The sequence below is a fragment of the Buttiauxella sp. BIGb0471 genome, assembly GCF_024807715.1.
Classification (GTDB): Bacteria; Pseudomonadota; Gammaproteobacteria; order Enterobacterales; family Enterobacteriaceae; genus Buttiauxella; species Buttiauxella agrestis.
This window is the reverse complement of sequence record NZ_JANUEU010000002.1, coordinates 657,104-680,125: the sequence shown is the minus strand read 5'-3', so window position 1 is coordinate 680,125 and position 23,022 is coordinate 657,104. Positions and strand designations below refer to the sequence as shown.

The following is a 23,022-nucleotide window of genomic DNA, read 5'->3' as shown; positions in this document are numbered from 1 at the left end:
GTCACATCCTTAGCTGAACTTTGTAGCTGATGAGCACCTTGCCCGGTTTAACAGGATTCGGTTGTTCAACACGATAGGTTCTTCCATCAATGACAATCAGGTCACCAATGCGAATTTCCGTTTCGAATGTGGCCGTCAGTTTGATATCGCCAGTTAACACCAGTGAGTTATCAATCTCTCGTGGCTGATACTCCGTGATAACGCCCGTAACTGTCGATGATACCGCAGGGGTTTTCACTTCCCGGCCATTCTCATCGCGCTGAACAGTTCCACCACGGGTTAGCGTGTATTGTGCGCCGTTCTCCGTAAGCAACCGAGTTGCAGTGGCACGCATTCGCAGGTAGTTGATTGCCATGCTATCCCCTCGAAACCCGGACCTGTTTACCGCCTACCACCAGCCCGCGCAGTGAAGCGAATAGCCATGGGAACGATGGTGTAGCTTTGCTGGTCCCCGCCTCATATTGAACCGTTACCGCCCCCTCGACGCGTTCCATCGTCACGGCACCGCCTCCTGCCACTGAAGGCACCAGGTCAATTTCCTGCGACTCAACTGCCAGGCGGCATTGCACGGAAACAAGCTGTTTAGGAATGGCATCACCAGGCAGGTCAACGCCATCGAAACGCAATCCAGTGCGTGGCCACGATAAAGGCTGAGATGAAACAGTACGCTCACCGCGCCACGCCAGCCCCTCGAGATAGTCCATCGCCTGAACCAGTAACTGAGCGCACTCAGTATCATCTGTTGGTAATGAGTAACCACGAGAATCAGCGAATGCTTTCAGGTCGATAACGCTGGCGTAGCTGTTGAAGTCAGGGGAAGCAGAATCAGCCACCAGCATAATCAGCCCTCCAGTTGCCAGCCCAGCGCCAGCCAGTTCTCAACTTCATCCGGATGCACTTCAGCTGATAGCGGACCAGCAGGAAACTCCGGTTCGTCGCGCACCATGATGAGCAACGTCAATTCCTGCGGTTCCTGCGGTTCCTGCGGTTCCTGCGGTTCCTGCGGTTCCTGCGGTTCCTGCGGGACAGGATTGGGTTGAGCTGCCTCAGCCGCAAGCTTTGCCGCTTCACGTTCTGCGCGTTGTTCTTTCGTCAGTCCGGCCATTGGGCCTCCAAAAACATTAAGGGGCCGAAGCCCCAATGGTTAGCCCATGATGATCGCGCTGTGCGCAGGCTTGATGGATGCAACACCCCACGCAACACCAACTTCGTAGCGTACCTGGCGGTACTGGCGATAGAGGGCAATCTGGAAAGTGATCCCTGAAACCGGATCGGTAACGTTCATCACGTCATCCGCAGTATCACCACCTTCAGGCATTGCCGGAGTACGGCAGGCCAGCAAGAATGCATTGCGGTCGAATACCATGTTAGGCGCGAACTCTGCCAGCACTGTAACTGCCGTCTGGTCAGCCAGATCCTGACGCAAGCCAGGTGCCGAAATGGTAATGCTGGATGAGGTCGCAGCCACCACCATGTACTGGTTATAGTCGCCATCAAACTTCACTGCGGTACCAACAGCAATGCCACCTGTACCCGCAGAGATAGCGATAATGATATCGCCCTCTTTTTTGGCGCCATTGACCTTATAACCCGCTGCGGTAGTCTTCGCCGTGCGTTTGATACTTGCGGATTCATGCAAGTTGAAGCCCATCACTCGGCCAATAATGCCTTCGCGCAGCAACTGGTCAGTTCCTGCCTCGTTCGTTTTGAACAGCACGGACTGCTTGCCGCGAATAGATGCCATTGCCTCACCTCCCAGCACCATGCGTAAATCAGTGGTTGGCGCGCCATTATCAACCAGAATTTGGCGCGCATTTGCTGCATCGGATAGGTCGTCTTTAACGCTGAATGGCGTGTCTTTTGGCGAACTGGTAGCACGAGATGAATTGAAATACAGCGCCGCAAGGTCAGCATCCATTTCATTGCTCAATGCACGAAACGCCTGTTTGAACTGGTCAGCCAGGATGATGTTGTAAGTACCTGCCGGGCCAAGAGCCAGTTGTTCTTCGCCGTTCCATTTGACCGGAGCCATTTTGGATTTGGTGATTTTAACGTCAACGGTACCAATGGATTGTTCGCCATCATTTGGCGCGGTCGCACCAGGGGTGATGTCAACGGTCGTAGCAACCGGCGCAACAGGTGCGGTAACCGTCTGGTCTTTCGCTGCTGCATCCGCTTTCGCGTTACGCGCTACCGCAGGGATAAAACCGGTTTGCTCGCGGGATACGGAATCGAGAGCGGTATAGATGGTCGGGATGAGACCAGTAAGGGTGTTTCCAGCCATTTAAGGTTCCTTAGAGTTAATCAACGATGCTCATGCCGTCTTTCAATGCAGTCTGTTTTCCAGTCGCATCGAGAGAGTCGAACGCATCGCGCTTCATGGTTTTCTGCCCGACCTGGTGTTGTGACTGTTGAGAGCCACCGCCAGTGTTGCCGGATGCTTTGAGGATGTGATCTTTCTGCGGGTATTGTTCGACCAGGGATTCCAGTGCTTCGTCGAAGTCAGCCAGTTCGCCAGGCTTGGTGCGTGAATAGACCCTCTCGCCATTCGGGTTGTATGCAACCACCTTGCCGTCTTCGATTTTGAATGCCTGACCGAAGCGGGCCTGAACGAAGTCTGCCGGGATGGCGACTTTATCTTTGATGAATGCCGAACTGCCGAAGCGACCGCCGATCATCTCCTGATAAAGCTGCGATTCCAGTTTCTGGTTTTTGCCATTGGCTTCATCAAGTTGGGTCTGGAATACCTTGGTGATTTCGGCTTTAACCTGGTCGACTGCGCCCGCTTCGATCAACTTCTTCTGGTCGAGCCTGGATACCAGGTCCAGTGCTTCAAGCGCCTTCGCCGGGTCGGTGATGCTGGCGAACTGGGATAGTTTGGCTTCCGCCTGCTCTTTCCCTTCGCGGTGAGTTTTGGCCTCACCGTTGAGCTGAGAGATTTTGCCCATCGCCGCAGAGGCATCGAACGGGATTTCTTTGCCGTCATCATGCACGTACACAGGCATGCCGTTTTCAACCACTACGTGTCCGTTTGCATCGAGTTTCAGTTTCATGTCTTTCTCCAGCCTTCCGGCCAATGCTAAAAGGTCATCCGACCCGTTCGCCGCGTCGCATCCGCTAAACGGCAGGTAATAAAAAGGGCCGCCAGTTGGCGACCCCGATAAAGCTATTTGCTGCTATTAAAACGCGCTGGCATCAATGCGCCTGAGTTGCTCGAGCGTGAGCATCTCGCCCCGGTCGTTATAAAACTCATCGACCGTTAGTTTCCCATCGGAGAGCAACCTGGCTCGAGTCACGCCCAGCACCTGTTCTTGCCGGGCGTAGCTCTGGTTACTCAGCCAGTCCCGATAATTGGTCTTTGCTGGCACTTGCCCGTCCATCGATGCGCGTGTGGTGCCGTCAAGCTCATCGATCGGAATACCCAGTTCACGCCATGATTTAGTGATATAGGTTTCGCTGCTGCGGCAGCAGTAATGCGCTTTACCGGGACCGTTGAGATACGGCACTTTGTGGCCTATTGGCTGCCCGTCGAGGGTGTAAAGCAGATGGTCGCGCACGATGCAGATTGGCGTGGTTTTGTTGTCCAGCGTCGAATCCCATTGCTTCGCATTAATAAGGTCGCTGTTGGCCTCGGCAAAGTCCTGCCTGGCGGTTGCGGCAACGTGATTGATGGCGGTTTTCACAACACTTGTGGCATTGGCCCGACTGACCTGTAATGCGCCATCCTGCCAGTTACTGGCTTTGGTGCCACGAACGCGGCGAACAACCTGCTCCGTGGTTTCTCCGTTGAGAAAGCCCATGCGCACGGCGTTGGTTAGTCGTTCAATCCGGTCCGCTTCCAGCTTCTCACCCCATTCCTTCAGTAAGCGTCCCTGGAATGGCTGCGAGACAGCAGAGGCAAATACCTGCTGCGGCGTGAGCTGATGAAGCGGAACATGCTGCAATATTACTTCGGGCAACGTGTCGCTGAACATCAGAGCCTGATAAGTGGCCTCATGCATAGCAAAGCTTTCCAGCTCGGCTGTCAGTGACTCACTTAACGAGGCGTAAACGCGCTGGTTAATCGCCCACACCGCTTTGAGCTGAGTCGCCAGCCGCTTAGCCGTCATGGTGTAAGGATTCATGTCCTCAAGCGCCACCAGCAGCTGCGCAGCGAGTTCGGCATCCGCCTGATTCAGTATGAGAACCATGCGACGTGCCGCGCCATTACCATAACGGCTGACGAATAAGCTGTGCGCAATGGTCTCGTTCTGCAGGCGCTGGTTAACAGTCCATTTGCGATTACGCATATCACTCACCCGTTAACGTTGGAGCCTCGTTGAGTAACTCATCCAGCACCTTATCGGGGTCCATCGTGGCGTCTATCAGGTTAAGCTTCTGAAGCGATTTAATGGCATCGATACGACGAATATCACCACCCTGACGTAGCGCCTGAATCGCGAGAGCAGCCGGCGGATTGAATTCTTTGGTTTCGACATCCAGTTCAGTGCGCACATCAACCGAGCCGCCTTCCGGCAGGTCGAGATATTCCGCCATAATTTGCAGGATATTCGCCAGCGCATCCTCCAGGCTGTTTGCCATGGTGTAGAGTGGCGATTGCTCCTGCATCGTTTCTTCGCTGGTCTGGTCGACAGACTTCGTGGAGGTGTTCTCAGTGCGCAGCAGCTTCGCGCCCGCCTGCCGCATCTGTTCAACAAGGTCAGCGAGCGATTCTTTGCCCGCGCTGATAGCTGCGCCAGTGTGCTCGACGTATTCAAGCCCTTGATGCTGTCTGTCACTGAATGCAGTTGCAGATGACGAGCCGATGACCAGCTCTTCGTTTTCGCCGAGCCCATAAACCACCAACAACGGCACGCGAGCCACATGCAAAACGTTGTCCTGCTCGCTCTGGCTCTGCCAGTGCTTGATGTTCAGCAGCGCCATGTTCAGTAGCGGAGGCGTACCACACATAAAGCCCGTACGTTTGGTATAAAGCGTGATGAGCGGGATATCATTGCGTGAGGTTTCCCATTCTTCATAAAGCGTCCAGTTCGCAGCACCCTGCGCATCCGTCGATTTGCGATGTAGCTGTACTTTCCCCGGGAGAAGATAACGAATCTGATCAATCTTCTTCTGCCCGAAGTCGTCACCATCCTCGATAACGACTTCTTTGATGCGCAATTCAGTGAGCACCACCTTTCCGCCAGTGACCTTTGATTTCCAGCCGATGACCTGCCGTGGGTTAATCATCGTGACGTATGGGCGTGCGCCTGTTGCCTTCTCTTCGGCTTTCGTTTTCACTTGTTCTGTATCAACGCGCGGATAATCCACCAGCGCATGCGCAAGACCATATTGCATTGCGAGTCCAAAGAGTGATTGCGCCCAGACATCGAAGCGGTTGCCCTCAAGGTCGATATTTGGCGCAAGTTCACGAACGCCATCAGGCACTGACTCTTTCAACTGAACCGGCTCGGCAAATACCCGGCCAATGTTCTGCTTAATGGTTTCCTCGTATGCTGGCAGCAACGTGGCCACCGCGAGGCGCTCTTTGTACGCGTCCTTGTCTTCTTTGGGCCACATTGGCAGGTAGGTTTTACCGAGCTGCCGCATGTATAGCGTGCCGCCCATCAGCGCGTCGTTAATGTCCCACGCCTGAACCATGTTCCCATAGTCCAGATTGGGTGTTGAAATATCAGGCATGGTTATATCCGTAGGTTAGTGACTTTGCCGGTTGGCTTGATGATTGGGAATTGCTTAACGATGTAATAACCACCCGCATCGTTAGGGTGATCGTTATCGGATTTTTTATCTGGCTCACCAGTCTTCTTATCCCAGACTTGCTGCTCCAGCGATTCGGTATAAACCGGGCAGCGCTTCACATTCACCCGGTAGCGGCGATCGCCGTTGCCGTTGCAGAACATGGCGTTCATAGAGTTCACGCGGTCTTTCACTGGTGGATTAGAAGCATTAACGACCACGTTAAAGCCAGCCTGTTTAAGCTGGGCTATATCAGTGGTGCTGGCATTGCTTGATTTGCGAGAGTCGCCAGAAGCATCCGGGTAGATATAGATTTCGCGAACCTTACGATAGCTACCACCGTCGTATAGCCAGAAGCGCTCTTTGATGATGCGAATAATATCGGGAGTATCGTAAGCGTTAATGATTTCGGTAACAGCGCACGGCAGGCCAAGCCTTAATACGTGGACTATTCCGGCCATCTTCCCAACGTTAAAATCCATCCCGATATAAAGCGACTCGCCTGGCTGCTCAACTTCTTCGCAGTTATTCCGCCGGCGGTCGAACTGGTGATAAATCGTCCCGCTCATCAGGTTGGTGAACTGACCACGCAGATATGCCTTGATCAGCTCAGGTGGATAACTTGCCAGCAGCGAAGGAATGTAGTCATCTGGCAGGTTCTTCGCATTATCGAACGTGCTGGCCTGCACCATTCCGTACATAGCAGCCAGTTCAGGCTTATCACGCACCGCCTTCAAAAATTGCTGATAGACGAACTTGAAGCCTTCTGGTGTCGTCGTTACGTCAATGCCATTGCGCAGGCCATCGACCTTGTAACGCATACGGGCGATGATTTTTCGCCAGGCTAGTTGCGCCTTTTGCGCTGGCATTACATCGAGCTCATCCACCAGCGCGTTACCAATTTTGAAACCCACTATCGTGGCTGGCTTCTCCATCGATCGGCATATCGTCGTACCGCGATACACCCGCCCTTCGTAGAAATGAACCTCTTTATTACCTTCGTTGATCTTAACGTTCAGGCCCCAGTCGAAGGCGACTTCCTCGACCGTTGGGTAAAAGATATCGCGTATCTGCGGGTACGTTGGCGCGAAGTATCCCTGGTTAATTTTGGGAAACTCCCACATCCCCTTGCAGATGCCACCACAACCCACCCATGTTTTACCGCTACCAAACCCGGCTACATATGATTTGAACTTGTGAGGCATGGCGAGGAAGCGCGCCTGGGGAATATTAAGTGTCGGGCTGATCCCCATCATCTGCCCTCGCATCCACTACGTTGATATTGATTGCCACTGGCGTTGGTTCGTTATCCTCATCATCGTCGGCCAGCTCCTTCCGAAGTTTTTCGACTTCAAGCTGACGGCGTTCGATTTCGATTTGCTGCAAGCGCTGCGCGAACTCGCTGTCAGCCAGGCCAAGGCGCTTCATTACCGCCTCGAACATGCGCTCGCGGCTAATCGCAGTTATCTCAACACCATTCTTTCCAACTTTGACGCCTGAATAAGCCAGTCGAGCAATTGCAGGTAGTTTGCGAGTGTCAGGGAAGTAAGGTTGACCGATACCGTCACCATTGCAGCGTGGGCATTTAGGATTGGGCTCGCTAGTGTGGTCATAGCCATAGCCGCCAGTATCAAGTGGCTCCCGGCTGCCTTCTTTTGCCGCGGCCTTGAGTCGTTCCTCTTCAAACTCAACCATATCGCGCCACTGATATTGATGACCGAATCCCCAGCAGTAACGGCAACTGCCCCGGCGGTATTGCGAGATTTGGTTGGCATCGAAAGTGGCAAGCTCCCACATCTGCGCCAGAACTTCGTCGGCGCTGGCGAGCGTGCGCGACAGTGAGGCTTTCTGCTGCTGCGCGATTGCCCGCGCAATACTAACTTTTGTTAACAGCCTTGCACCCTGTTCATTGGCTGTCTTGGCGCTGTATCCAGCTTTGATTGCGGCCTGCGTAGCATTGCCACATCTAACGTATTCCGCTACAAAAGAGCGTTGTTGTGGGTTGAGGTCATCATCGTCAACAAGCTCTTTTGCGCATTTTTCAATTTGCGCACTGCGCACTTTCTTCTGCGCATTTTTTTGCGCACTTTGCGCAGAAGGCTTCTTGATATATCGGCGGGCCGTTGCGTAGTTCAGTCCCTGAGCTTCACACCAGTCGCTCGGTGAGATATTCGTTTTGGCGTGATCGGACAGGAACCGCTGCTGAAGGGCTCCCCAGTCCGGTTTTGCCATTGCTTACTCCAATAAAAAAGCCACCAGCGAATGCCAGTGGCTCAGAATGTGTATGGTGGCCGGTGCTGATCTCCGGCATGGTTAGTGCTTTGCTTGGTCATTATCACGCCTAGTGACCAATGCGGATAGTCTCCGCGCCAGTACTGGTCATATTGAATCAGCCTGCACATTCACCACAATTTGACATTATCACAGGCACTAAATGAATGTCTCAAGATGCAAACTAAGATCAAAGCCATAATTGTGACAATCATGCACTCTTGCACACCTATTAATTGGTCGTTAGTTTTAGCTTTCGCTAAAGTTTTAACATCCCTGACTTGAGGTTATTTTCTGAATGAAAACCAAACTTTTAACTGTCGTAACGTTAGCTGCTTTATTCTCAGGTGCAGTCAACGCAATTGGTGTGAGTTTTGCTGAATACCAGCAAATGCAAACTATCAATCAGTGTGCATATATCGCTAACACGATGAGTGCTGATAACACCGCTCAGGTTATGGAATTAGCACTGCAACGTTATATTGAAGTTACTTCAAAGTCGCGCCCAGGTGGATATCACCCTACACCAAATGATCTCGCCACAGACTATGCGCTTTTCTTTCAGCAAACAGTGTCCGATACAGCAGATGAGATGTTTGAACAAATTAACAAGCGCGGACTTCCATTGGCACCAGGGTCATGGGAATTAGTTGCCCGTGACTGGTGGACAGTAAAACAGTGTTCGGTAGTTACGGGCCTGTGAATCTTGGATTTGATGGACGCCCACTGGTACAACCATTAAAAAAGCCACTCGTAAGTGGCCTTTGTGATAACTATTGATTATTTTTCAAACCAAGGGGATATTAATTTAAACCATACAAAAATTGAGACTTTATATGCCTTTCAAATTTTCGCTTTTCATGGGCTGGTACTTCTTCGCAACTTTTTACGCTGCAACAACTTTAGGCACGCAAATTGGCGATGCAATCCTTGAAGGATCTCGAATTGTGCACGCAATTATTAGCATTGTGATTATTGTCCCCATGTTCTTATTATCTCGCCAATTTTTTCAGATTTTGAAACAACATTTTTTAAATGATAAAAATTCGCTATAAATTTTCATTATCAAGCCCACCAGTAGATGAGCTTTGTAATGGTCTATTCAGCTGGTTGGATATCGATGAAGTATTCCTTGCCCTGCTCAAATTGCTCGAAGGCAGCAGGATTGGATATGACCATCTGAAGCTGTCCACCCGGCGTGTACTTAGACCAGGCTTTGTTTTCTTCTGTGTCGGCTGTTACCGGGCTCATGTGGATGGTGCGATGTGAATCGTCATTAGCTTTCTGAATAAAGTGACAACGGAATTTGGCGCGAACGGTCATGGCTATTCTCTTTGTTGTGGTCGTAAAAAAGCCCCGCTATTGCGAGGCTCGTGATTGTTCAATGGTTCGGATATCAGCCTTATCCCGGTTGCACTGCCCCAGCGCAGACAACAGACTGACGTTTAAATCCAGACTGGCCCCGTAAGTCAGCGGATCGGGAATAAACGGTTGTGGCGTTTCAGCGGTCAGGCTGGATGGGGTTTGCTGCTGTGGTACCGGAACGTAAACTGTCCGCGTATTGGCGCAGCCGGTTAGTTGCACCAGCAGGCACAAGCCGAGCAGCACAATCATCACTCGCAACAGCAGCTTTGATGTCGTGCGCGGCGCTCTGAGCGTCCTGTGCGATCTGGTTCTTGGCATGCTGATTGACTCCCAGAACAATGTTGGTGATAGCCACGGTTTTCAGGACGTTATCCATAATCGCGCGATTGCTATTGTTCTCACCCTGTAGCGTGGTCAGGCTGGCATCGATGCGGGTGTTCTCATTCCAGAGCCACGCAATCATCACCAGCGCAGCGATGGATAGCCACCAGCGCCAGTGTGTATTCAGTGAAAGCAGGAAATATTCAATCATGCCTCGCTCTCCGAACGGCTCCCGTTCATCACCGGAAGTGGTCGAGTATCTTTCGGCTCATTCACCGGCCAGCGATAACCTGATACACGCGAACGCTGGAAGGCGCGGATATTGATAGCATCAGACTGATTTCCACCCAGCACCATCAAATCACCGTTTTCATGTTGCCCAACGACGAATCCAACATGGCCGCCGCCGTCGCGACTGAATACCACAACGCAACCGAAGGCTGGTTCGCGTAGCTCGGCGCCCCAGTTGAGGTAGGACCTCGCAGATTCAAAGCGGGTTGATTTGATTCCGACCCGCTCGAGCATGGAACCAACGAAGGCTGCACACCATGGCGTTTCATCATCTTTGATTCCACTGCGTTTGATGTCTTTCCAGAACTGGATAATGAGAGGGTTATGACGAGGACCTTTGATTTCTAACTGACCTAAATACTTACGGGCTTCAACTATCCACTTGGGTTCCTGCATTACTGCCTCCTGCTTTATTCAAAAAGCGCGCTTCAAGCGCCTTGATTAGGGTTGAACCTGACCAGCCAGCCATTCCGCAGATTGCCCCGGTTATTTCTACAGGCCATAGATAGTGCATCGCAGTAAGCATCATCAATGCACCAGCAAACAAAGACACTATGAGTTGTAATGCCAGCATCACCCAACTGAAGCGGGCACCATTAATGACACGGTAGGCATATCCAGCCATCGCCCCGAGCAATGTCATCAGGAATGCCAGTATTAATGCGAACAGGTCGGGGTTGTTTCCAGGCATGCGCATATCTCTCACCTCGCTGAGTGCGGGTGCTGTGTGATGGGTATAAAAAAGCCCCGCATAAGCGAGGCCGAAAGTTGAGATGTATCAATCGGGTGAATATGTTGTCTGGTAGCCTGAAGTTTCAGCCCACCCATGTGTCAGCATGGATGTTTATTGCCGCAGGTCTGGCTGTTGGCCTCGGTTCTACAGGAGTTCAGACTATAAATGGCAGATATTCATCACATTGAAAATCTTAAGCTCGGAACAAACTGCAATGACGTGAAGGATGTTGCAACAGAGGTCACAGCAATGAAACTGGCTCTCGGCTTGCTCTTTGCAAGACTTCCTGATGCCGACAAAAACCAGTTTCTTATTGAATTGACGCAGTATGATTTTCCGCCTTTTGAAAAGCTAGCAACAGAGTTAAAGCAGTTTGCACAAAAATAAGCACTGGCCGCTTAGGCGGCCTTTTTGACGTTGAATCTTGGCGCAAAGAAGACTATAGATTTTTTATCTTCACTAAGACCAAAATATGCACTATCCAATTCCCCCTCCTTTTTCCTGCTGTAGTAGTAAAAAGGCCCCGGCAAATGCCGAGGCCATAAATTGATTTGCAATAGCAAAGTCTCTATTCAGGCGGGTGCAACTGCCCGCTTATTACCACTACATCACTGGAATGGATAATTTCACGTTGTCGACCCACTAATTGCCAGCCGCCGGTCGCTCGCTCACCTGTTTCACAGTTTTCAGCTTCTTGACGAAAATATCGGGCAACCTGAACGGTGCCGTAGAACTGTATCCAGTAGAAGCCTTCTTTCATCGTCTGTCTCTTTTTAGGTAATGATGACTTGAGGATAGCAGTTGGGTAGTTTCAGGTAAGGCTTGCGCCGTCATCGGGTATATTTTTAATACCGCCATGCGTGCCAGCTTTCAAAACCTTAATCATTAGCCTTCCTTTACCTGGGTCAGTTCGAAATGCGCGCAATGCGTGTCGCTTAAATATTTGCAGGTAGATGATATTCAGTAAGGGGCATAATAAAAAAAGCAGAATCCCTGCGCCGAAAGCAGCTAATCCATGTAACCAATCAAGCATCGTCAGAGGAATAAGAAAAAGACAGTAATGAAGAATGAAGCAGATTTTGGTAACAGACAACGCCCATGCAGGTATAAATATTTTGGGGTCCACTTCATGAAATCTACTGCATTTTACTATCTGGCCAGAAGCGACACTCATGCCAAGAAACCAAAAAATCGGTGCGTACGTTACTAAAAATAACCCTATAACGATTAAGTTCCAGTTGTACATTCGTGAATCATGTCCGGGTGACTATTTCATCCCCGAATAATATCACGATTTTTCTGTTGGCCATCAACGCAAAAACCCGCACTCGGCGGGTTCGTTGGTAATTTGTTTACTGCCACCAAATGCACTGATGGCACAATATCAAATTAGGCTTAAATATCGCCCATTTAGTTCGGTTTTGCAAGACTTACACATAAATTTGTCGACTTTTGTTGTGATCGCGTTCTCGCCGTTGCACAAAGAGCACCGCAATCCAGTCGACCATACAAGGCTTTCATTGTCCGCCAGTGGCCTGCATAGGTTTCTGACCAGGTGGATTTGCTTATTTGAACTAACGCTGCGAGGTCAGCATGCTGATAGCCTTCCCCTCCTTTCAATTCATTCCTGAGATCCTGCGCTGCCAGCCATACGAGAGCCTGTAATCGCTTCACCGTTTTGCCCGCCATCTTCTTGCTTCCCAGCGTCGCTTTAAATTCAGCCCATGCCCATTCAGTTATCGCCACCTGATGAGCAAACGCCATATCACCGGCATAGCACCATGACAGCCAGGCGTGTTCGTGCTTATCGAGCGCAGCCAAAGCGCGGCGCCATGATGCGGTACGGAACTCTACTGGCTGAACAAGTGCGATAGACGAACCTTTCGCTCTGGACTGCTGGCCAGGTACCGGATCGCCAGGAAGCGTAATCATTTTGCCAGTTGCCTCATCGAGTATGCGCCGACGCTTGCGCTTAAAGCGGCCGGTATCGAACCGTGCATTCTCAGCGAACGCCACCAACTGGCCTTTCGTTGCCCCGCTTAAATCAGCAGTGGCCACCATGAGTTCTTCGCGGACGTACTGAAGATATTGCTGATTCACGCAGCCTCCTTTCGTTTAAGTTCACGCAGTTGAGCACGGGCATTAAGGCGTATGGTTTCTAGCTCTTCTCGCGTCCAGCGGTAAACACGGTTATCACACTCCATCTCCACCACTCGAGCCTCGCCAATCTTCTTGACCAGGTTGATGCGGTAAAGCTCGATATTCCCGGATTTATGGACGTTGCACTCGTAGCATTGAAGGTTAATATTGTCGGGTTCGTAACGTAGATGGCTAGCGGCGGCAGTCGTGCGGTAATGCCCTGCCTGCCATTCCATTGATTGATGTGTTCCGCAGGATATACAGCCGTCTCCATTGGCAAGGTCACTTTCGCGACGCAAGTCATTTACAGCACGTTGAGTGAGGTCTTCCCAGTGTTTGAGGGGTTTAACGGCGGCTTTGCGTCTACGCCATGCGGCTCGCTCAACCTTAGCTATTTTCTTGCTCTCGCTAGCTGATTTGGCCTGCTCTTTTTCTTTCTCTTTGCTGCGCAGCGCAAGCGCGTACTGCGCACCATGCTCAGGACAGCACCACCAGACGTTTGAATAAACCGGATGAAACCACTCACGGCAGACTTTGCACTTGCGGCGAGGTTGCTTTGCCATGCTCACCTCACTGATTCTGCTGGTCGCGCAGCTGCTGATACTCGCAGTTGTGCGGGATAGTGAGGAGCAGGCCGAACTGCGCGCACCACATCTCGACCTGGCTCAGGAAGTGATGCATTTCCCCGGCATCCAGATCAGAAGTGTGTCGCGGTTCCCACGTTGTGGCTTTCTCGCCAGTGATGAAATCGGTGTAGGTGATTTCCACGCTGCCGAGATAGGTTTTCTTGAGGTTGCGCTTCACCCACTCGGGAGTTGCTTCGGTGCGGCCCGAACGAATCAGGTACTCACTGATTTCTCCGTACCACATATGGCTTAACGCGTTCTGCGGTAGGCTGCGTTTATCACGCCAAGGTTTGAGTATCAGGCGATAGCAATCACCACCAGCTAATAGCGGCTGGAGTTGTTGGCCTATGGCGTCGAAGTTTGTCTGGTGAAGGCGAACGCCCTCTTTTGGAAAGTTCACGCGTCACCCCTATGGGCGAACGCTGAATGCAAAGAAACGCTGGCGTCGGATAACGTCAGGCGAGAGATTTCAGATTGGTAGTATTTTTGCGCCATGGTGTTCACTCCGTGGCGCATCGTAGTCAGGTTATCGGGTGTTCAGGCCGATAGTTGTATTATGCAAGTCATGTCTTGCAAAGGTCAATTGCTGGAAGATATCTCTTTGACCATCTCAACCAGTGTCGCTCGAGAGATAATGCGCTCGTCTTTCTGCAGGAGCTTGTGGCCTATTTCTACACCACCATTGTTTAACAACAATCGCTCTCCCGCCTTGAGCTTGAAGGAGCACTTTATTGCACCATCGGAGCGTCTCACTAGATCGTAAGAATCACTACCCTCAGAACTTGCTTGAGACACATCAACCCCCTTCCGTACTGATTAATTTTCGGGACCCAGAATCCCACTTTGCAAAGCCATCTCGGCTATGCGTAACCACTGTAGCAAAGTCGACTTTTTTCCTAATAACCTGCGCGGAAATAAAAATCCCTAAAATTGCATTCAGTAGTTTTTGCTACCACAACACAAACAAACAGCACACAATAACTGTATGTATAAACAGTACTATTTTCTTTTTCCAAGTATGCACAAAAACTATGTATCTATGCAAGGTTATTTATCTGGCTGATTTGAATAATCTTTTTCGCTACACTAGATCAAAATTTGATCGTTAATATTAACGAATGCTGCGTGGCAAAAATGTCGAGACTAAATGATTGAATGCCTGCACTTCGTCACTTCATGTCACGTAATGACACACGCCAGTGTCGACACAATCGAAGTCTTATCAATCATCAGCACTGAAGGTAGGTTGAAAATTTGTTGCTAAGCTGTGCTCGCTAATTAATCACTTTCATTGATCAATGCGATGCTATCGATCGGTTAAATCGATCATAGAAGGCAGTAATAAGGCCACTGCTTAGGTGGCCTGTGTGTTCGCTTAAGTCACGCAGCCTGTTCTTTCACCCCGCAGAGTTCAGGCAAGTTGGCGCGTACCAGTGCCTCAGCAAACGGAGGCGGTACCGCATTGCCGCAGCGAGCGACTTGCTTGTCCTTCGCATACTTCACGCCGCGGTAGTCCTGGTCGATGATGTACCATTCAGGGAAACCCTGGGCGCGGTACAGTTCTGTTGGCTGCAGCATGCGCATTCCGATATCCACGATGCGATACACCACGCCCTCTACTGTCACCAGCCCGTCGGACTCCACACCGCAATACTGCCGCAGGAACGCCAGTGCCTGCGCCGCGCGCGGCTCGTCATAACCCGTAGTCGCCAGGCTGGCCTCAACGTTCCCCACATGCAGGCCACCGGCAGTGAGACCAGGTGCTGGAGCGTCAACTATCCGGCCATCCCGGCAGGTGCCGCGTAGTATCACCAGGTGCGATGTGACCAGACCATGGTGATCAGTGGTGGTGACGGTGTGCGCTGGTTCATTCAGAGCCACGCCAGCGCCCCGGTAATTACCGCCGAAGTGCTTGACCAGATTCGCCGCCACCAGCCCGAACTTCCCACCGCCGGCAACCACCGTACCCAGCGGCTTATGCAGGCCCGGCACCAGAGGTTCCTGCCCTGGGCGCTCGCCGTAGCCCATCTGAATGAGAGTGGTGGACACCAGCTGTGATTTACCGCCACCGCCAGCAGTGATGGTGCCGTTTGGTTCTGTTACTGCATGCCCAATGCTATTGCCAAACTGACGGCCAACAAACGGAGTGATATACGCTCCCACAATGCCCAGCGCATGCCCATTCCCGCCAGGTCTCTTTGAAGTTCCAGCGGTGACTGTCGGTACCGGTTCACGGCAATCCTGCCCCGTCGCGCCAGTTCTGAACTTAGTGAGGTGTGGTACCGCAATCGCGTAGCCATGCGTTTTGGTAATGGTCTGCAATGGCTCATCCAGCGACTGCCCACGGAAACAGTCGTACTTCGTCCGCGTGCTGGTGTGGTTGCACTTCACGATAAACGGCGATGGATTATCGATAACGAAGCGCTGAATGCCTCGGGCAATACGTTTAAGCGTATTTGTGGCCAGCGGTCGCTTACGCTCAAAGATGCTCGGGCAATCAAGCGACCAGTCAATACATTCAGCAGCTGTGCGCCATGGTTTCAGCGCGCCGTTTAGCACTCCCAGTGATTTAGGGTCACCGTGTGATGGCTCAGGCCATGTAACCGGCTGCCCGTCGCAACGCATCACCATGAAGAAGCGTTTGCGGATTGTTGGTGCACCGAAGTCGCATGCTCGCAGCTCGCGAGAATCAACGTCATAACCAAGCCCGTTAACCAGGCGAAGTGCGTCACTGCTGTTTGGCGCTATACCGAGGAAGTCACAAGCCTCTGAAAGAGCCGGATGCCCGGCATCAATACCAGCACCCAGCATGCCAACGAAAGCCGCGAAGGTTTCACCGGCACGTTTCGGATCTGGTCGTTGCTCCCCGTTATCGTCAACCAGTAACGGACCCCACGTTTTGAACTCTTCGACATTCTCAAGCATCATAACGCGAGGGCGTACCGCCAGCGCCCAACGAAGAACAATCCAGGCCAGCCCACGAATTTCCCGCGCTACCGGCTTCGAGCCTTTCGCTTTGCTGAAGTGGCGGCAGTCAGGCGAGAACCACGCCAGGCCAACTGAATTACCTGCGGTCGCTTGTTTCGGGTCGATATCGAATACAGACTCGCAGTAATGCAGCGTGTCCGGGTGATTGGTGGTGTGCATCGCCACCGCGTTCACATCATGGTTGATTGCGATATCAACACTGCGACCGATTGCCATTTCAATGCCAGTACTCGCGCCGCCACCACCAGCAAAGTTATCAACGATAATTTCTCTCACGCGTATTTCTCCATGGCGGTAGCCAGCGAACGAGCGGCTGTGATAATCGACGGTACCGGCATTTGCTCCAGCCACATGCGATTGATGTGATGCTTCAGGCGGCGCTGGTGATGCGCCGGTAATACACCGGCACTTTCAACCTGGGAATAAACCATACCGACCTCGGCAGGCCATACTGTTTCCTGAACGTACACCAGCAGCAGAGACTCAAGTTCGACGATGCGCTTTGTCGCGTACCGCACGAGAGTTTCCAATCCGTTATCCATGGCGTGGCCTTTGACGAAAATAATCCAGTGCGTCTTATCTTCTTTGCCAGTTCGCTGCCCGATGATCGGTTTCTCTGGCGTAAGCGCCAGAATCTGGCTAACCGGTATTTGGGTTTCGTTCCATTTGAAGATGAGCACGCCGTGTGGCCGCAATACTCTGAACGCCTCAGCGAATCCGGCACGCAAATCATCGCGCCAAGTTTCTTTGTTCAATTTGCCGTACTTCTTACCCATCCAGGCACTATCGCCAACACGTTCAAGGTGTGGCGGGTCGAACACAACGACCGGGAATGAATCGTTAGCGAATGGCAGCGCGCGGAAGTCGGCAATCAGGTCAGGACGAATGATCAGGCGGCGACCGTCGCAAAGCGTGTGCTCTTCGCTACGAATATCAGCGAACGCAGCGCGTTCATCCTCCTTATCGAGCCAGAACATGCGGGAGCCACAGCACATATCGAGGATTGACGGCATAGCCAACGCTTCAGGTGGGTTAGTCATTCCAGGCCTCCAGCTCGTTTTCAATTTCTTCGTCGATCTCGTCGTTGGTAGCCGTCTTATTGAGATAGCGCCGCGCTTGTTTCCGGTATGACTCACGGCGTTCGTCGTACCATTCTGAGAATTTAGGCGACCAGCCGTTCACGTACCCGCAAAAAGCAACCAAGGCGTTGTCCTCAGCCAGGCGATCGACCATGCAGTCAGCGGTAGTTAAAGCACATTCACGGATATACCCACGTAAATGATGCTTTCTCCAGTAAGGGCTAACTTTTGAGTCGCACACAGGTTTAAAGCGAAGCTTCCAGCGACGAATACAGCGAGCATCAAGTGACTTAGGCATTGTTGGCCTCCACGCGCTTGAACTCAATTACCCATACCCATGGGCTGGCCTGCCAGCTCTGTGAATTATCGGCGCCGTAAATTGACTGCCATAGCTCACCGAAAACGTAACGGGCTGGAGATAGTTCGTTAGCCTGAACCCCTTCTGCATTGGCATCTTTCTCGCTAATAGCGTTCAACCACTCAACGCGCACATTGGTAATTTCCAGCGATATGCGACTGGCCCATCGCGGCATGTGGATTGACGGCGTCCATTTGCGGTTCGGAAAGGGAATGTCTGCGGCGTAAAGTATTCCTGAGCAGCCTACTGGCTCCTCGCGATCTGGAATGGGTTCAAACGTTTCACGAACCCAGATGCGATCGCCTATTTCGCCAAATGGGCAGCACTTACTTAAAAATTCGTGATAATCAGGGATTTTGCTGCTTCCTGGCGTAAAATCAGAAACGTGAACCATCGCCCGCAATTTATTGCACGAAAACCAATGGTCGCCTTCTCGCGTTTTGCTAGGCTCTGGCTGAACTTTCATGATCCGCCTGGTCTGCGTCTTGCTGCCGTTCAGAATCGCCCGCACCATCTCGCCGTTGAAAATCATTCCACGTTCACGCATTGCCAGCCTCCTTGCGCAGCTGTGCGGCAATGTCCTCTAACACACCATCAGCAAACGAACGGTCAAAGTCGCCTTCTGGTGCCGTCGGCATAAATTCAGTTGATGTGAGAATCATGCGGGCGATATCAGCAGCGTTTTTCGCTGTGTCATCTATGAATCCAGCTTCCCATGCAGCCAGCATGCGATTTGCTACAAAGTGAGCACCCTCGATGTGGGCCTGAACCTTAATGCTTGCAACGGCGGCTTCGGTAGCTGGCGAGGCTGCTTTGATAATTTCTAATGCACGAACATGGCCGATGCTGTCTTTCTGCTGTTCGTTGGCCCATGCCTCGATTTCAGCAAAATCGCTTAGCTCCGGAGCTTCGATACCTGGTCCAAACACGGTGTTTTGTAACCATGTCATGCCGTCGTGCAATCTCCCTGCGTTGACGTGCATCAGTGCAACCTGAATACCGACCCAGTATTTGTGAAGCATCCAAGCATTAGATAATTCGCTGGCTGCTTTTGGCAGCAGGGATGCATTCTCCACCGCCAGATTAACCACCTGCTTATTTAGCTCGTCGGCACGCACACGCTGAACAGCCAGTTCGTCAGCCAGCTCTTTCACCAGCTTTGCTGATTCGGCATCAAGCCCTTTCGCCAACGCATAGCCAGCCGTTACTAATTCCTGAGTTTTGGTCTTCATGCGCGTGCTCCACTGCCGAAAATTTTGTGTACCTGGTAGCCTTGCCAGTTCTGGCGGCATTCCTGGCAGACGATGTTGATGTATTTAACCGGCTTAGGCTTCGGCCTGTTGGCTCGCATCGCTGCGTTATATGCCCTGCTGGCCGCTATTCGTTTCTGCCTGAGCTTCTCATCCAGATTTTCTGCGTAGGCTTCGTAATGTGCTGCATCAAGGAAGTAGCCACGCTTGCCGTACTTATACAAATCCCCCGTTTTTGAAGCTTGCTCGAGCAGTCGCTTCGTCACCCAGTTAGAGGTATTCAGCAGGGCTTTGATATCACCGAATGTCAGTCGATCACGTTCTGAAAGCTCCGAGCGGATGACTGCTAACCGTTGGTGATAAGTTTCATCCAGTGGTGCTGAGTGTGTTGTTTCCATCAGAACGCACCTCCCTTTAGCCCATGCTTCGCGCGCAGTTCTGAAATCTTCTCCAGGCCTTGCGACTGAGATAGCGGCTTACCGCCAAGTGTCGGGATCATGACTTTCGGTGCCGGGATACGTTCACCTCGGGAGATTCTTGAAGCCATTGCAGCAAGCTCAGTGGCGGCTTTGCGGCGTAGTTCGCCATCATTCCAGCCATTGGCGTGGATACCTGAATACAGAGCTGTGACCATCCAATAGTGCTCTGGCTTATCCCAAGGGTAAGACTCTGGGCTATCGTAATAGCCATGGCGCTTGCAGTACTCGTAAACCATCGTGACCAGTTCGCTAGCTGTTGGCAGCCCGAAGCGCTGTTGTTCACCCTGGCGACACCACGCTATGAATAACCCTGGTGATGGCAGGAATGGAGTTTCCTGCTGGCGGGCTATGCGCATGCCTGAGTTCACCTGCTCAATGGTGGTAATGCGGTTCTCCGCAAATGCCAGAAGCCACTGGCGACGCAGTTCGTTGAGTTCGTCCTGAGTCTTAATGTTAACCGTCAGGGCTGGGAATGCCGCCTTGAGCTGGCGAAATAACTCATTGAAAATGTGCTTTGTTGAGTCAGGAATGGGTTGCTGTTCCTGCCCGGCATTCGCCATTGCCTGTAGAGCGCTGGCGTCGCGATTGTTGATAGCTGTCATCACAGATTTCATAATTTCATGTCCTCAGCCCAGTCGGTGTTGTCGAAATCGAGAGCATTGGTGGTCGCAGGACCACGCCTGGCGGCGTCACGCTTGAGCGACAGCGTGTCCCACTTCTCACGAAGCTTTGCCGGGCACAGGACGTTGATACTCCAGAAGGCGTCTTTGCTGACCCATTTGAACAACTCGCAAACCTCCCGGTGGGTACGCCCGTCAAGCACACGCATCAGCCGTATATCGTTAGCCCAGGCCGTCAGATTGGCTTGTCTGGCAGTGGGCTTGATGGTGTTCACCAGCGCGGAGATCCACTCAGCGGCCCGGAGGTCTTCAGCACTCCCCCACTTGCTGCCGTTTGGGGTGTAAATCACCGCTTCGGGATGGGAAGACAAAAACTTTTTCAAACGCTCGTCGGAGGATTCGTCAGAATTCTCAGACGTAGGTTTTTTAGTATTGTTATTATCTTCTTGTTCATGTTGTGCGGATGTTTGTGCGGCTCCATGTGCGCCCATACCCTCCGAAGCCGCGACAGCACTGGCTTCATCATGTGCGCTTGTATGTGCGGATGTTTGTGCGGGTAAATTGCTCACTTTTTCAGCATATTGCGCATAATTCAGGATGGTGATCACGCGCCCTTTTTGCTTCTCACCCTCCATTGAAATCATCCCTTCGCGCACAAAAAAGCCCAGCATTCTTTCGACTGCATCACGGCTTGTTGGCTTTCCCTTCCGGTCACATAGTGCAAGACCGAGATCGGCAGCAGTTACCACCAGTTGTCCGGGTTGCAGATGCCATACATGGCCTTTAAATCTGGCGGCATAAGGCTGGCGTTGCGCATCAATAAGCAGGTTCTCCCATAACGTTCTGAGAAACACATCCTTAGCCCAGGGCTTCTTCTTGATGCTCCGGTACAACGGAATGTAACCATTCTTCTGGTTCTCCATCCTGTTGCTCCTGGCGGCTGAGTGAGCCGCAAAATTGGCGTAAGCGACATTTGACATAGCTATGCCCCTTTCGCCTGGTGTTTCAGTTCGACGTTTGTCATAATCGATTCCGTAATAGCTGACGTTATTGCACCTGAAAGTCGCTTCTGTTCCAGCAGAGCGGCTTTCGCCATTTTTGAACCTGTCATATCACCCCCAACATGCTCGTCACCAATTCATACAACGGGCCAGTCAATGCCGGGTCCACACGAAACATCTCCACAATCCCTTCGCTCAACTCTTTTAGCTTTTGATGAGTTGGCGCATCAAGCGCAACTGCTACCTTGGCCTCGCTGGTTTCTTTCTCCAGTCGTGCCAGGCGCATCATGATGTTGTCTTCCGGAACCAGGCGGACACGAAACTCAAGAGGCAGCACGGCCATGATTGCTGGCATCAAACGTTTGATATACGTGCGGTATTTTGTAGAACCCTCTGGGTTATCCAGCCAGCGAAAGAACTTAACCTTCCAGACATCACTGTCAGAAGGCACGTTCAGCCCGCGCTCACCGCTTCGCTCCCATTCTTTGCGGACTTCATCAGCAGCAGTGAGCTGTCCATCTCTTGATGCCCATGCGCGCACTGCGGCACAAACGTTTCGATGCTGAAGGCTATCATCCGATGCCTTCATAAATTGATTTTGGAATATCAATCCACTTTTGATGTGGCTGCTATCATTCTGAAAACGAAGTGTTTGCATGGTTATGCCTCCTACTGCGGTAAACCATCGGTTGGGTTTGGGTAGATGTCATTGCGAATTTCATGCGGAGTTATCTGCCAACACAATGCTTCGCAAAATGGAATAACTCGATGGGCTGGTACCTCACCGTTCAGCCAAAGACTTACAGCCTGAGGAGCTATCCCCATTTTCTTCGCGATCTCGGTCTGACTCATAATTGAGCAAACTTTTTCTTTTAAATTCGTGTCCATGGATTCCCCTTATGAGATACAAGCAAACATTACAAGACAAAATAAAATACTACAAGCAATTCTTGTATATCTCTTGCAATGCCTTCTACAAGGAGGCCTTGTAGAATGGAAGACATGAAAACAGGACAACATCAGAATTTGTCATACAGAATCCAACTGCTTCGTGATGAGACAGGTTGGAATTTGTCAGAGATTGCCAGGCGCGCAATGGTGTCGCCACAGGCGGTGCAGCAGTGGGCAAAAGGTGATACTGCTCCTAGTGGTGAGAGGCTTAAACGACTTGCATCTGCTGCGGGGAAACCTGAGCACTGGTTCTTTATGGCTCCAAATGAAGTCGAGCCTTCCACGACGTATACAGTTTCAAAAGACAAACTGGATGATAAAGAGTTAGCTTTGCTCGCTCTCTTCAATCAAATGCCGGAAGCTGAGAAAAATCGCCTTATCGTTCATGCTAAAACTACGCTTAAAGAGTTAGATCTGCTGAAGGATGACGTGAGTAGCATCATCAAGAACATTAGAAAATAAGTAAAATCCCTTCTTAAACAAGCGCGGCAACATTGCTGCGCATTGTCATATCATTAATTACAAGTATTGCTTTAAATTGAACTTGCATAATACAATATTTGCTTGTAATGTTACTTCATCGACAACAAGCGCAGCGTTGTCAGGTTAAAGAAACGTTCCGCCAGCCTGGCGATAAGGGCAAAGGGGATTGAGATGTTCGATTTAATGCGTAAGCCAGTGAAGCAGCAGGCAGTCAGGCTGCCAGTAGTGATGGTGATAGTTCGCAAGGTTTGTTATGTGCTCGCCCAGAAAGGCGATCCAACAAAAACGAAGTCGCAGTAACGCAAAAACCCGCGCAAGGCGGGCTCTACGT

The 23,022-nt window shown here is 51.4% G+C and carries 32 protein-coding genes and 1 pseudogene; 4 read left to right on the top strand and 29 right to left on the bottom strand.

All coding sequences use genetic code 11. The annotated features are described in order from the left end of the window. Window position 1: 1 nt before the first annotated feature. The 9 genes from M2371_RS09800 to M2371_RS09760 all read right to left on the bottom strand — a co-directional run bounded on the left by M2371_RS09800 (window position 2) and on the right by M2371_RS09760 (window position 7,968). Entirely contained in the window at window positions 2-355 is a 354-nt protein-coding gene (locus tag M2371_RS09800; RefSeq protein WP_259267583.1) for a hypothetical protein, read from the bottom strand. Between the two features lies 1 nt (window position 356). Further along, window positions 357-839 carry a DnaT-like ssDNA-binding protein gene (locus M2371_RS09795; RefSeq protein ID WP_259267582.1) on the bottom strand — a complete coding sequence of 161 codons (483 nt, stop codon included), beginning with the start codon at window positions 837-839 and terminating at the stop codon, window positions 357-359. A 2-nt stretch (window positions 840-841) separates the two neighbouring features. Continuing rightward, window positions 842-1,105, bottom strand: coding sequence for a hypothetical protein (locus M2371_RS09790; protein WP_259267581.1), 264 nt, complete (start codon window positions 1,103-1,105; stop codon window positions 842-844). Between the two features lie 39 nt (window positions 1,106-1,144). Further along, window positions 1,145-2,284 (bottom strand): P22 phage major capsid protein family protein, encoded by a 1,140-nt coding sequence (locus M2371_RS09785; protein WP_259267580.1) that lies wholly within the window; start codon window positions 2,282-2,284, stop codon window positions 1,145-1,147. 16 nt (window positions 2,285-2,300) lie between these two features. Further along, entirely contained in the window at window positions 2,301-3,053 is a 753-nt protein-coding gene (locus tag M2371_RS09780) for a DUF6651 domain-containing protein (RefSeq protein WP_259267579.1), read from the bottom strand. A 126-nt stretch (window positions 3,054-3,179) separates the two neighbouring features. Beyond that, the gene (locus M2371_RS09775; protein WP_259267578.1) at window positions 3,180-4,289 is read right to left on the bottom strand and encodes a phage head morphogenesis protein; all 1,110 of its coding nucleotides are present in this window, start codon (window positions 4,287-4,289) and stop codon (window positions 3,180-3,182) included. Window position 4,290: 1 nt separating this feature from the next. Next, complete coding sequence (locus tag M2371_RS09770; protein WP_259267577.1) at window positions 4,291-5,679, bottom strand: DUF4055 domain-containing protein; 1,389 nt, start codon at window positions 5,677-5,679, stop codon at window positions 4,291-4,293. A gap of 2 nt (window positions 5,680-5,681) precedes the next feature. After that, entirely contained in the window at window positions 5,682-6,989 is a 1,308-nt protein-coding gene (locus M2371_RS09765) for a terminase large subunit (protein WP_259267711.1), read from the bottom strand. Next, window positions 6,967-7,968 carry a terminase small subunit gene (locus tag M2371_RS09760; protein ID WP_259267576.1) on the bottom strand — a complete coding sequence of 334 codons (1,002 nt, stop codon included), beginning with the start codon at window positions 7,966-7,968 and terminating at the stop codon, window positions 6,967-6,969. The genes M2371_RS09765 and M2371_RS09760 overlap by 23 nt, the downstream gene beginning before the upstream one ends. Window positions 7,969-8,305: 337 nt before the next feature. Between M2371_RS09760 and M2371_RS09755 the strand changes: the two genes are divergently transcribed. Continuing rightward, a complete protein-coding gene (locus tag M2371_RS09755; protein ID WP_259267575.1) occupies window positions 8,306-8,710 on the top strand; it encodes a hypothetical protein in 405 nt (134 codons plus the stop codon). Window positions 8,711-9,105: 395 nt separating this feature from the next. On the opposite strand, the gene M2371_RS09750 is transcribed toward M2371_RS09755, so the two are convergent. The 4 genes from M2371_RS09750 to M2371_RS09735 all read right to left on the bottom strand — a co-directional run bounded on the left by M2371_RS09750 (window position 9,106) and on the right by M2371_RS09735 (window position 10,681). Further along, window positions 9,106-9,330 (bottom strand): hypothetical protein, encoded by a 225-nt coding sequence (locus tag M2371_RS09750; protein ID WP_259267574.1) that lies wholly within the window; start codon window positions 9,328-9,330, stop codon window positions 9,106-9,108. Between the two features lie 36 nt (window positions 9,331-9,366). Then, window positions 9,367-9,690: an Rz1 lytic protein gene (locus tag M2371_RS09745; RefSeq protein ID WP_259267573.1), complete on the bottom strand. Its 324-nt coding sequence runs from the start codon at window positions 9,688-9,690 to the stop codon at window positions 9,367-9,369. Window positions 9,691-9,900: 210 nt separating this feature from the next. Then, on the bottom strand, window positions 9,901-10,380 hold the full coding sequence (locus tag M2371_RS09740; protein ID WP_259267572.1) for a TIGR02594 family protein: 480 nt from the start codon (window positions 10,378-10,380) through the stop codon (window positions 9,901-9,903). Further along, entirely contained in the window at window positions 10,355-10,681 is a 327-nt protein-coding gene (locus M2371_RS09735) for a phage holin family protein (RefSeq protein ID WP_134186880.1), read from the bottom strand. The genes M2371_RS09740 and M2371_RS09735 overlap by 26 nt, the downstream gene beginning before the upstream one ends. A 201-nt stretch (window positions 10,682-10,882) precedes the next feature. On the opposite strand from M2371_RS09735, the gene M2371_RS09730 reads away from it, so the two are divergent. Then, window positions 10,883-11,104 carry a hypothetical protein gene (locus M2371_RS09730; protein WP_259267571.1) on the top strand — a complete coding sequence of 74 codons (222 nt, stop codon included), beginning with the start codon at window positions 10,883-10,885 and terminating at the stop codon, window positions 11,102-11,104. A 181-nt stretch (window positions 11,105-11,285) separates the two neighbouring features. On the opposite strand, the gene M2371_RS09725 is transcribed toward M2371_RS09730, so the two are convergent. The 16 genes and pseudogenes from M2371_RS09725 to M2371_RS09650 all read right to left on the bottom strand — a co-directional run bounded on the left by M2371_RS09725 (window position 11,286) and on the right by M2371_RS09650 (window position 22,145). Next, entirely contained in the window at window positions 11,286-11,477 is a 192-nt protein-coding gene (locus M2371_RS09725) for a hypothetical protein (RefSeq protein WP_259267570.1), read from the bottom strand. A gap of 51 nt (window positions 11,478-11,528) precedes the next feature. Further along, window positions 11,529-11,963 (bottom strand): hypothetical protein, encoded by a 435-nt coding sequence (locus M2371_RS09720; RefSeq protein ID WP_259267569.1) that lies wholly within the window; start codon window positions 11,961-11,963, stop codon window positions 11,529-11,531. Between the two features lie 164 nt (window positions 11,964-12,127). Further along, window positions 12,128-12,817 (bottom strand): bacteriophage antitermination protein Q, encoded by a 690-nt coding sequence (locus tag M2371_RS09715; RefSeq protein WP_259267568.1) that lies wholly within the window; start codon window positions 12,815-12,817, stop codon window positions 12,128-12,130. After that, the gene (locus M2371_RS09710) at window positions 12,814-13,419 is read right to left on the bottom strand and encodes a recombination protein NinG (protein ID WP_259267567.1); all 606 of its coding nucleotides are present in this window, start codon (window positions 13,417-13,419) and stop codon (window positions 12,814-12,816) included. Before M2371_RS09710 ends, M2371_RS09715 begins: the two co-directional genes overlap by 4 nt. A 7-nt stretch (window positions 13,420-13,426) precedes the next feature. Continuing rightward, window positions 13,427-13,882 carry a YbcN family protein gene (locus M2371_RS09705; RefSeq protein WP_259267566.1) on the bottom strand — a complete coding sequence of 152 codons (456 nt, stop codon included), beginning with the start codon at window positions 13,880-13,882 and terminating at the stop codon, window positions 13,427-13,429. A 980-nt stretch (window positions 13,883-14,862) separates the two neighbouring features. Then, window positions 14,863-16,746 carry a DNA cytosine methyltransferase gene (locus M2371_RS09700; RefSeq protein WP_259267565.1) on the bottom strand — a complete coding sequence of 628 codons (1,884 nt, stop codon included), beginning with the start codon at window positions 16,744-16,746 and terminating at the stop codon, window positions 14,863-14,865. Window positions 16,747-17,018: 272 nt separating this feature from the next. Next, window positions 17,019-17,483: pseudogene (locus M2371_RS09695) on the bottom strand (SAM-dependent methyltransferase); the annotation flags it as partial. Window positions 17,484-17,502: 19 nt separating this feature from the next. Further along, window positions 17,503-17,847, bottom strand: coding sequence for a hypothetical protein (locus M2371_RS09690; RefSeq protein WP_259267564.1), 345 nt, complete (start codon window positions 17,845-17,847; stop codon window positions 17,503-17,505). Next, the gene (locus M2371_RS09685; protein WP_259267563.1) at window positions 17,840-18,454 is read right to left on the bottom strand and encodes a hypothetical protein; all 615 of its coding nucleotides are present in this window, start codon (window positions 18,452-18,454) and stop codon (window positions 17,840-17,842) included. The genes M2371_RS09690 and M2371_RS09685 overlap by 8 nt, the downstream gene beginning before the upstream one ends. Beyond that, window positions 18,447-19,139: a hypothetical protein gene (locus tag M2371_RS09680; protein WP_259267562.1), complete on the bottom strand. Its 693-nt coding sequence runs from the start codon at window positions 19,137-19,139 to the stop codon at window positions 18,447-18,449. Before M2371_RS09680 ends, M2371_RS09685 begins: the two co-directional genes overlap by 8 nt. Next, entirely contained in the window at window positions 19,136-19,555 is a 420-nt protein-coding gene (locus M2371_RS09675) for a hypothetical protein (RefSeq protein WP_259267561.1), read from the bottom strand. The genes M2371_RS09680 and M2371_RS09675 overlap by 4 nt, the downstream gene beginning before the upstream one ends. Beyond that, window positions 19,555-20,250 carry a replication protein P gene (locus M2371_RS09670; protein ID WP_259267560.1) on the bottom strand — a complete coding sequence of 232 codons (696 nt, stop codon included), beginning with the start codon at window positions 20,248-20,250 and terminating at the stop codon, window positions 19,555-19,557. Before M2371_RS09670 ends, M2371_RS09675 begins: the two co-directional genes overlap by 1 nt. Beyond that, entirely contained in the window at window positions 20,247-21,179 is a 933-nt protein-coding gene (locus M2371_RS09665; RefSeq protein ID WP_259267559.1) for a replication protein, read from the bottom strand. Before M2371_RS09665 ends, M2371_RS09670 begins: the two co-directional genes overlap by 4 nt. 59 nt (window positions 21,180-21,238) lie before the next feature. Further along, a complete protein-coding gene (locus tag M2371_RS09660) occupies window positions 21,239-21,367 on the bottom strand; it encodes a hypothetical protein (RefSeq protein WP_259267558.1) in 129 nt (42 codons plus the stop codon). Beyond that, window positions 21,364-21,915, bottom strand: a complete 552-nt coding sequence (locus M2371_RS09655; protein ID WP_259267557.1) for a toxin YdaT domain-containing protein — start codon at window positions 21,913-21,915, stop codon at window positions 21,364-21,366. Before M2371_RS09655 ends, M2371_RS09660 begins: the two co-directional genes overlap by 4 nt. An 11-nt stretch (window positions 21,916-21,926) precedes the next feature. Beyond that, window positions 21,927-22,145 (bottom strand): helix-turn-helix domain-containing protein, encoded by a 219-nt coding sequence (locus tag M2371_RS09650; protein ID WP_259267556.1) that lies wholly within the window; start codon window positions 22,143-22,145, stop codon window positions 21,927-21,929. Between the two features lie 105 nt (window positions 22,146-22,250). On the opposite strand from M2371_RS09650, the gene M2371_RS09645 reads away from it, so the two are divergent. Beyond that, entirely contained in the window at window positions 22,251-22,670 is a 420-nt protein-coding gene (locus tag M2371_RS09645) for a helix-turn-helix domain-containing protein (protein WP_259267555.1), read from the top strand. Between the two features lie 192 nt (window positions 22,671-22,862). Beyond that, window positions 22,863-22,991 (top strand): hypothetical protein, encoded by a 129-nt coding sequence (locus M2371_RS09640; protein WP_256682655.1) that lies wholly within the window; start codon window positions 22,863-22,865, stop codon window positions 22,989-22,991. Window positions 22,992-23,022 lie beyond the last annotated feature (31 nt).

Coding starts and splice junctions, on each gene's coding strand:
- M2371_RS09800 (WP_259267583.1), bottom strand. CDS start 355: ATGGCAATCAACTACCTGCGAATGCGTGCCACTGCAACTCGGTTGCTT.
- M2371_RS09795 (WP_259267582.1), bottom strand. CDS start 839: ATGCTGGTGGCTGATTCTGCTTCCCCTGACTTCAACAGCTACGCCAGC.
- M2371_RS09790 (WP_259267581.1), bottom strand. CDS start 1,105: ATGGCCGGACTGACGAAAGAACAACGCGCAGAACGTGAAGCGGCAAAG.
- M2371_RS09785 (WP_259267580.1), bottom strand. CDS start 2,284: ATGGCTGGAAACACCCTTACTGGTCTCATCCCGACCATCTATACCGCT.
- M2371_RS09780 (WP_259267579.1), bottom strand. CDS start 3,053: ATGAAACTGAAACTCGATGCAAACGGACACGTAGTGGTTGAAAACGGC.
- M2371_RS09775 (WP_259267578.1), bottom strand. CDS start 4,289: ATGCGTAATCGCAAATGGACTGTTAACCAGCGCCTGCAGAACGAGACC.
- M2371_RS09770 (WP_259267577.1), bottom strand. CDS start 5,679: ATGCCTGATATTTCAACACCCAATCTGGACTATGGGAACATGGTTCAG.
- M2371_RS09765 (WP_259267711.1), bottom strand. CDS start 6,989: ATGGGGATCAGCCCGACACTTAATATTCCCCAGGCGCGCTTCCTCGCC.
- M2371_RS09760 (WP_259267576.1), bottom strand. CDS start 7,968: ATGGCAAAACCGGACTGGGGAGCCCTTCAGCAGCGGTTCCTGTCCGAT.
- M2371_RS09755 (WP_259267575.1), top strand. CDS start 8,306: ATGAAAACCAAACTTTTAACTGTCGTAACGTTAGCTGCTTTATTCTCA.
- M2371_RS09750 (WP_259267574.1), bottom strand. CDS start 9,330: ATGACCGTTCGCGCCAAATTCCGTTGTCACTTTATTCAGAAAGCTAAT.
- M2371_RS09745 (WP_259267573.1), bottom strand. CDS start 9,690: ATGCCAAGAACCAGATCGCACAGGACGCTCAGAGCGCCGCGCACGACA.
- M2371_RS09740 (WP_259267572.1), bottom strand. CDS start 10,380: ATGCAGGAACCCAAGTGGATAGTTGAAGCCCGTAAGTATTTAGGTCAG.
- M2371_RS09735 (WP_134186880.1), bottom strand. CDS start 10,681: ATGCGCATGCCTGGAAACAACCCCGACCTGTTCGCATTAATACTGGCA.
- M2371_RS09730 (WP_259267571.1), top strand. CDS start 10,883: ATGGCAGATATTCATCACATTGAAAATCTTAAGCTCGGAACAAACTGC.
- M2371_RS09725 (WP_259267570.1), bottom strand. CDS start 11,477: ATGAAAGAAGGCTTCTACTGGATACAGTTCTACGGCACCGTTCAGGTT.
- M2371_RS09720 (WP_259267569.1), bottom strand. CDS start 11,963: ATGTACAACTGGAACTTAATCGTTATAGGGTTATTTTTAGTAACGTAC.
- M2371_RS09710 (WP_259267567.1), bottom strand. CDS start 13,419: ATGGCAAAGCAACCTCGCCGCAAGTGCAAAGTCTGCCGTGAGTGGTTT.
- M2371_RS09690 (WP_259267564.1), bottom strand. CDS start 17,847: ATGCCTAAGTCACTTGATGCTCGCTGTATTCGTCGCTGGAAGCTTCGC.
- M2371_RS09685 (WP_259267563.1), bottom strand. CDS start 18,454: ATGCGTGAACGTGGAATGATTTTCAACGGCGAGATGGTGCGGGCGATT.
- M2371_RS09680 (WP_259267562.1), bottom strand. CDS start 19,139: ATGAAGACCAAAACTCAGGAATTAGTAACGGCTGGCTATGCGTTGGCG.
- M2371_RS09675 (WP_259267561.1), bottom strand. CDS start 19,555: ATGGAAACAACACACTCAGCACCACTGGATGAAACTTATCACCAACGG.
- M2371_RS09670 (WP_259267560.1), bottom strand. CDS start 20,250: ATGAAATCTGTGATGACAGCTATCAACAATCGCGACGCCAGCGCTCTA.
- M2371_RS09665 (WP_259267559.1), bottom strand. CDS start 21,179: ATGGAGAACCAGAAGAATGGTTACATTCCGTTGTACCGGAGCATCAAG.
- M2371_RS09660 (WP_259267558.1), bottom strand. CDS start 21,367: ATGACAGGTTCAAAAATGGCGAAAGCCGCTCTGCTGGAACAGAAGCGA.
- M2371_RS09655 (WP_259267557.1), bottom strand. CDS start 21,915: ATGCAAACACTTCGTTTTCAGAATGATAGCAGCCACATCAAAAGTGGA.
- M2371_RS09650 (WP_259267556.1), bottom strand. CDS start 22,145: ATGGACACGAATTTAAAAGAAAAAGTTTGCTCAATTATGAGTCAGACC.
- M2371_RS09645 (WP_259267555.1), top strand. CDS start 22,251: ATGGAAGACATGAAAACAGGACAACATCAGAATTTGTCATACAGAATC.
- M2371_RS09640 (WP_256682655.1), top strand. CDS start 22,863: ATGTTCGATTTAATGCGTAAGCCAGTGAAGCAGCAGGCAGTCAGGCTG.